General features: G+C 60.0%; 6 protein-coding genes and 1 pseudogene. 2 read left to right on the forward strand and 5 right to left on the reverse strand.

Features of this window, described 5'->3' with window-relative positions; translation table 11 throughout:
• Nucleotides 1-4 precede the first annotated feature (4 nt).
• Together thiQ and BGO64_RS09225 are read left to right on the forward strand one after the other, a co-directional pair.
• Nucleotides 5-715, forward strand: coding sequence for a thiamine ABC transporter ATP-binding protein (thiQ, locus tag BGO64_RS09220; RefSeq protein WP_039041185.1), 711 nt, complete (start codon nt 5-7; stop codon nt 713-715).
• A gap of 12 nt (nt 716-727) precedes the next feature.
• Nucleotides 728-892: pseudogene (locus tag BGO64_RS09225) on the forward strand (thiamine ABC transporter ATP-binding protein); the annotation flags it as partial.
• 66 nt (nt 893-958) lie between these two features.
• On the opposite strand, the gene BGO64_RS09230 reads toward BGO64_RS09225, so the two are convergent.
• From BGO64_RS09230 to BGO64_RS09250, 5 genes are all read right to left on the reverse strand, one after another.
• Nucleotides 959-2,329, reverse strand: a complete 1,371-nt coding sequence (locus BGO64_RS09230) for a PhoH family protein (protein WP_010673145.1) — start codon at nt 2,327-2,329, stop codon at nt 959-961.
• A gap of 206 nt (nt 2,330-2,535) precedes the next feature.
• Complete coding sequence (locus tag BGO64_RS09235) at nt 2,536-3,219, reverse strand: TSCPD domain-containing protein (RefSeq protein ID WP_045523810.1); 684 nt, start codon at nt 3,217-3,219, stop codon at nt 2,536-2,538.
• A 9-nt stretch (nt 3,220-3,228) separates the two neighbouring features.
• The gene (locus BGO64_RS09240) at nt 3,229-5,376 is read right to left on the reverse strand and encodes an adenosylcobalamin-dependent ribonucleoside-diphosphate reductase (protein WP_286700538.1); all 2,148 of its coding nucleotides are present in this window, start codon (nt 5,374-5,376) and stop codon (nt 3,229-3,231) included.
• 204 nt (nt 5,377-5,580) lie between these two features.
• A complete protein-coding gene (locus BGO64_RS09245; protein WP_029313820.1) occupies nt 5,581-6,033 on the reverse strand; it encodes an early set domain-containing protein in 453 nt (150 codons plus the stop codon).
• A 55-nt stretch (nt 6,034-6,088) separates the two neighbouring features.
• Nucleotides 6,089-6,349: hypothetical protein (locus BGO64_RS09250; RefSeq protein WP_286700539.1), on the reverse strand; the 261-nt coding region annotated here is incomplete at its 5' end.

Raw genomic sequence — 6,349 nt, forward strand, 5'->3', positions numbered from 1 at the left:
AAACATGCTGGTAATTGAGGAACTTGTCACCAGTTATCCCGACTGGCAGGTGACCTTCAGTGCGACCTTGCCCAAGGGGGAGATCACCGCCCTCATCGGTCCGAGCGGCGCCGGCAAGTCCACCCTGCTCGGCATGATCGCGGGCTTCGTGCCGGTGGAGTCGGGCACCCTCACCTTCGACGGCCAGGATCTGCTGTCACTGGGCCCCGCCGAGCGCCCGGTCACCACCCTGTTCCAGGATCACAACCTCTTCCTGCACCTGTCGGTGTTCGACAACATCGCCATCGGCCTGCATCCCGGCCTGCGCTTGAATCCGGCCCAGAAAAGGCTGGTGCAGGAGGCCGCTGACAAGGTGGGCCTGGGGGAGATGCTGACGCGCCTGCCGGAGCAGCTCTCCGGCGGCCAGCAGCAGCGGGTGGGGCTGGCCCGCGCCCTGGTGCGGGGCAGGCCGCTGCTGCTGCTGGACGAGCCCTTCTCGGCCCTCGATCCGGCCCTGCGGCGGGAGATGCTGGCGGAGGTCGCCCGCCTCGCCTGCGAGCAGGGCATCACCGTGCTGATGGTCTCTCACAACCCCGAGGATGCCCAGCTCATCGCCGATCAGGTGCTCTTCATCGACGCGGGACGCATCGCCTTGCAGGGCAAGCCGGATATTCTGCACAGCAGCGATCACCCGGGGCTGCTGCGCTACCTGGGCCGCGCTCTGGCGCCACAGTGAAGGGCTGACAAGCTGATGGTCTCTCCCTGTCGTTCCCAGGACTATGCCCAGCTCATCGCCGATCAGGTGCTTTTCATCGACGCAGGGCGCATCGCCTTGCAGGGCAAGCCGGATATCCTGCACAGCAGCGATCACCCCGGGCTGCTGCGCTACCTGGGCCGACCGAGAGAGGCATGAGATAGGCGGGATCAAAAAAGGGGAAGCCGTCCGGCTTCCCCTTTCTCATGCAGAGATCCCGTCAAATCAGAGATTTTCCTCGGCGAACGAAGCCAGCCTGCTGCGCACCACCCCGTTCAGGAAGATGTTGGCACTGCCGTCGAAGTCCTTGAACCGCTCGACGATGTAGGTCAGACCCGAGGTCACCGGGCTCAGGTAGTTGGAGTCGATCTGAGCCAGGTTGCCGGAGCAGACGATCTTGGTCCCCTCCCCGCAGCGGGTGATGATGGTCTTGATCTGGGACGCGGTCAGGTTCTGGCACTCGTCCAGCAGCACGAAGGTGTTCTGGATGCTGCGCCCGCGCATGAAGTTGACCGATTTGAACTGGATATTGGCCTTCTCCATGATGTAGCTGAGCGACCCGCTCATGTTCTCGTCCTGCTTGTGCAGCACCTCCAGGGTGTCGGTCACCGCCGCCAGCCAGGGCATCATCTTCTCCTCCTCGGTGCCGGGCAGGAAGCCGATGCTCTCGGCAATTTCCGGGGTATTGCGGGTGACGATCACCTTCTCGTAGATCCCCTTCTCGATCACCAGCTCCAGCGCCGCCGCCATGGCGAGCAGGGTCTTGCCGCAGCCCGCCGGGCCGGTCAGGATCACCAGGTCGATGTGCGGATCCAGCAGGGCATCCAGCGCCATGCCCTGATAGACGTTCTTGGGATGCACCCCCCAGGCCTTGCGAGACATCAGCCGCTCGCGGCCGAGATCTTTCAGGCGGATCTTGTTGCCGTCGTGGCTCAGCACCCGCGCTGCAAAGAAGTTCTCCTCGTCCAGGAGGTACTGGTTGACGTGGACTCCCTCCAGCAGGTTGGCATCGATGACGTGGACCGTATCGCGGCCATGGGTTTCGCTGTCGCACTCGCCGACCCGCTCCCAGAAACTGCCGGGCACCACCTGGAAGCCCTTGGCGAGCAGACGGATGTCGTCGATGAGCTGGTCGCTGCGGTAATCCTCCACATGGGCAAGACCTGCTCCCTTGGCCTTGAGGCGCATGTTGATGTCTTTGGTGACCAGCACCACCTGACGCTTCATCTCGTGCTTTTGCAGGTAGAGGGCGGCGTTGATGATGCGGTTGTCCGCCTCCTTGTCGGTGAACACCTCGGCATCCTGGGGCAGATGGTGATCGCTGAAGATGGAGATACGGCCGCTCGCCTCGCCGGCCAGTGCCACTCCTTGCACTATCTGCTCCGGAGTCGCATCGCGGAAGACATCTTCCAGGGCACGGATGGCGATGCGGGCATCACGGCTGACGTCCTTCTGGCGATCCTTGATGTTGTCGAGCTCTTCGAGCACCGTCATGGGGATGAGCACGTCGTGCTCTTTGAAGGAGTAGATGGCGAGGGGTTCGTGAAGCAGAACGTTGGTATCCAGGATAAACAGCTTTCGGTCCGTGTTGTCCATAAGCATCCTCCTTGGCACTGAAGGTGCCACGTGTGTGAATCTCAGATGTCATTGAAACCACACGGCCGTGACAGTTTTATTACCCTCAACGCTACGCCCGAATTTACCGGTGCGCAACAAATCGCTGCCATCATGGGCGTCGTTCGAACATAAAATCAGCAACGAAAAGGCCGGCATGTTGCCGGCCTTTGGTGGCAATCAGCACCTCAACCGCACTTGGAATCCCCGCAATTGAGACAGGTCATGCAGCCATCCTTTTGCACCAGCGCCTTGGTGTGGCACTTGTAGCAGAGCGCGGCACTGGGTGGGAAACCGCTGCCCGCTGGCTGCTCTTCTGCCTGTTGCTGTGCCTGCAATTGCGCCTGCTTCTCGGCCAGGAACGCCTGCTGGTGCTCGTCCAGCCCGGGCACCTTGAGCATGCCGATCTCGGTGAGATGGGTTTCGATCACGTTGCCAATTTCGGCGATGAGAGAGGGCACGTACTTGCCCTTGTTCCAGTACCCCCCCTTGGGATCGAACACGGAGCGCAACTCCTCCACCAGAAAGGTGACGTCCCCTCCCTTGCGAAACACCGCCGAGATGATGCGGGTCAGCGCCACTATCCACTGATAGTGCTCCAGGCTCTTGGAGTTGATGAAGATCTCGAACGGGCGCCGGGTCTCGTGCACCGTGCCCTCGTTGAGAATGATGTCGTTGATGGTGATGAACAGCGAGTGCTCGGAGACATGCTCCGGCGTTTTCAGCTTGTAGGTGGTGCCCATCAACCGTTCCGGGCGCAGCACGGTTTCATGCATGTGCACCACGTCATCCTTGGGCGTCGGCGCATCTTGCGGCTCATCCCGGGTTTTTACCTTGTAGGCGACGATTTTTCTGTCGATCTTCTTGACCATGTCTCGTCCTCAGAACTTGCCGTAATAGCCTTCTTTCAAGGCGTCATAGAGATTGGCTGCGGTGTGCAGCTCGCCATCGTATTCGATCTCCTCGTTCCCCTTCGCCGTGATGACGGTGCCATCTTCCAGGGTGAACTCGTAACTGGTGTTCTCCAGATCCTTCTCCTTCACCAGCACGCCCTGGAAGGCGGCCGGGTTGAAGCGGAACGTGGTGCAGCCCTTGAGGCCGGAGTCCGAGGCATAGAGGTAGATATCCTTGAACTGCTCGAACGGAAAATCGGTCGGCACGTTGGCGGTCTTGGAGATGGAGGAGTCGATCCAGTGCTGGGCCGCCGCCTGGATATCCACGTGCCCGGTCGGCGTGACGTCGTCCGCGGTGATGAAGTAATCCGGCAGGCGGCTACCCTCCTCCTCGGCATAGGGCATGGCGGCCGGGTTCACCAGCTCGCGATAGGCCAGCAGCTCGAAGGAGTAGACATCCACGCTCTCCTTGCTCTTCTTGCCCGGCTTGATGACATTGCGGCTGTAGTGGTGGGCAAAGCTCGGCTCGATGCCGTTACTGGCGTTGTTGGCGAGCGACAGGGAGATGGTACCGGTCGGCGCTATGCTGCTGTGATGGGTGAAGCGTCCACCCACCTCAGCCAGCTCGGCCACCAGAGCGGGATCCACCTCGGCCACCTGCTGCATGTAGCGGCTGTAGCGGGCATGCAACACCTTGCCCTTCACCTTGTCGCCGAGCTTGATGCCATCTGCCGCCATTTCGGGGCGCAGACGCAGCATCTTGCCGGTGACTTCGAACTCCTGCTCCATGATGGGGGCCGGCCCCTTCTCCTTCGCCAGACGCAGAGACTCCTGCCAGCCGGTCATCGCCAGTTCCTGGGAGACCTGTTCGGTGAAGGCGACGGAGGCCGCAGAGCCGTACTTGATGCGCAGCATGGTGAGGGTCGAGCCCAGCCCCAGGAAGCCCATGCCGTGGCGACGCTTGGCGGTGATCTCCTCGCGCTGCTTGGCCAGCGGCAGCTGGTTTATCTCCACCACGTTGTCGAGCATACGGGTGAAGATGGCCACCACCTTGCGAAACGCGGGCCAGTCGAAGGCGGCCTGCTCGGTGAAGGGATCGCGCACGAAGGTGGTCAGGTTGACCGAGCCCAGCAGACAGGCCCCATAGGGCGGCAGAGGCTGTTCACCGCAGGGGTTGGTGGCACGGATCTCTTCGCAGAACCAGTTGTTGTTCATCTGGTTCACCTTGTCGATCAGGATGAAACCGGGCTCCGCATAGTCGTAGGTAGAGGTCATGATGACGTTCCACAGCTTGCGCGCGGGCAGGGTCTTGTAGACCTTGCAGGCCACCTGACCCAGCTCGTTGATCACCACACCCTCCTTGTTGGGCCAGTCCGCCCAGACCACCCTCGCAGGGTCATCCAGCGCGATGCCATCCTGCTCCACCTCCTTGGCGGTGTAGGGGAAGATCAGTTGCCAGGGGGCATCCTCCTTCACCGCACTGACGAACTCTTCCGTGATAAGCAGGGAGAGGTTGAATTGACGCAGGCGACCATCCTCCCGCTTGGCCTGGATGAACTCGACGACATCGGGGTGACGGATATCCATGGTGCCCATCTGGGCGCCACGACGGCCACCGGCAGAGGAGACGGTAAAGCACATCTTGTCGTAGATATCCATGAAGGAGAGCGGCCCGGAGGTATAGGCTCCCGCTCCCGAAACGAAGGCTCCGCGCGGTCGCAGGGTCGAGAAGTCGTAACCGATGCCGCAACCCGCCTTCAGGGTCAGCCCCGCCTCGTGCACCTTGCCGAGGATATCGTCCATCGAATCCTCAATGGTGCCGGAGACGGTGCAGTTGATGGTGGAGGTCGCCGGCTTGTGCTCAAACGCCCCGGCGTTGGAGGTGATACGGCCCGCCGGAATGGCACCATTGCGCAGGGCCCACAGGAAGGGTTCATACCAGGTGTCGGGTTCGCGCTCCTGCGCTGCCAGCGCGCGAGCGACACGCTGGTAGGTCTCGTCGATGGAGCCGTCGATGGGGGCGCCATCCTTGCTCTTGAGACGATACTTGCTGTCCCAGATCTCGAGAGACGTCTCCTGCAGAGGGATCTGGCGGCTGGCGGTGACGCCCTCCAGTACCGGAATGGATTTAGCCATGGTCAATCAACCTCCTGTGAATGGGGCAATATCGTGACAAAAATACTACCAGTAGTAAATTTAAGAACTTAAAACACAATATATTGTGATTCATCCGTCGTAAGGGCGCCGATTCTATCCTAAAAAAATACCCCGGCCAGCAGATTTCTGGGCCAGGGCATTTAACCGGTTCAATTTCCGAGAGATTTAAAGCGAGAGACTATCTCAGGGTTTCTTGACGTATACGCTCGGTGTCTCACCCGCCATATTCAGATAGAACTCATAGACGCCATCCGCCTCGGGCGAGAACTTCATGTCCTCATACTTGGAGCACGGGTTGACCGGTACAGGTTCCCCGCCGAGCACGGCAACGCCATCGCTCGGGCTCTTGTAACCGAAGTTGGTGCCACAACTCCAGCCGGAGTCGGCAAACTTGAACTTGTAAGGAGCCCACTCTTTCTTGAGCGTCCCCTTGGCCATGTAGAGCTTGTCGGCAACCTTGACGACCTTGCTTTCGTCGGTGGCCATCCAGTCGTTCATCTCACCACGCAGGTAGATGGACTTGCCGCCGAAGTCGCTGTTGTCCGCCGCCGCCTGCTCTGCACCACCATTGGATGCGCAACCGCCTAATACCAGGGTTCCCGCCGCCAGCATCATCGTTACTGTTCTTTTGAACATGTGTCCATTCCTCAAATTATTGTGATTCCTTGGTCCATCGATGTGGACCCGGGAATTAAACCAGAGCAGGCATGACAAGAAAGGTAGAAGCATCACATTCTGTGCTTTTTATATCCAGAATGCGGGTCTTCGAATAGATATTGAGCAGAAATAGGCCGCAAACAAGTCGATATTGGCTGGGATGATGAATGCGAGTATCAGAAAACACGGCGGGAAACAGCACCATAGTGCCCGCCTGCCCTCCAGTGAGGCTGAATTTCAGGCAATAAAAAACCCCGCTCGAGTGAGCGGGGTTTCTTGTATTGGGTGCCTGGCA

Source organism: Aeromonas sp. 62-46 (genome assembly GCF_001898585.1).
In the GTDB taxonomy this organism is placed as follows: domain Bacteria; phylum Pseudomonadota; class Gammaproteobacteria; order Enterobacterales; family Aeromonadaceae; genus Aeromonas; species Aeromonas caviae.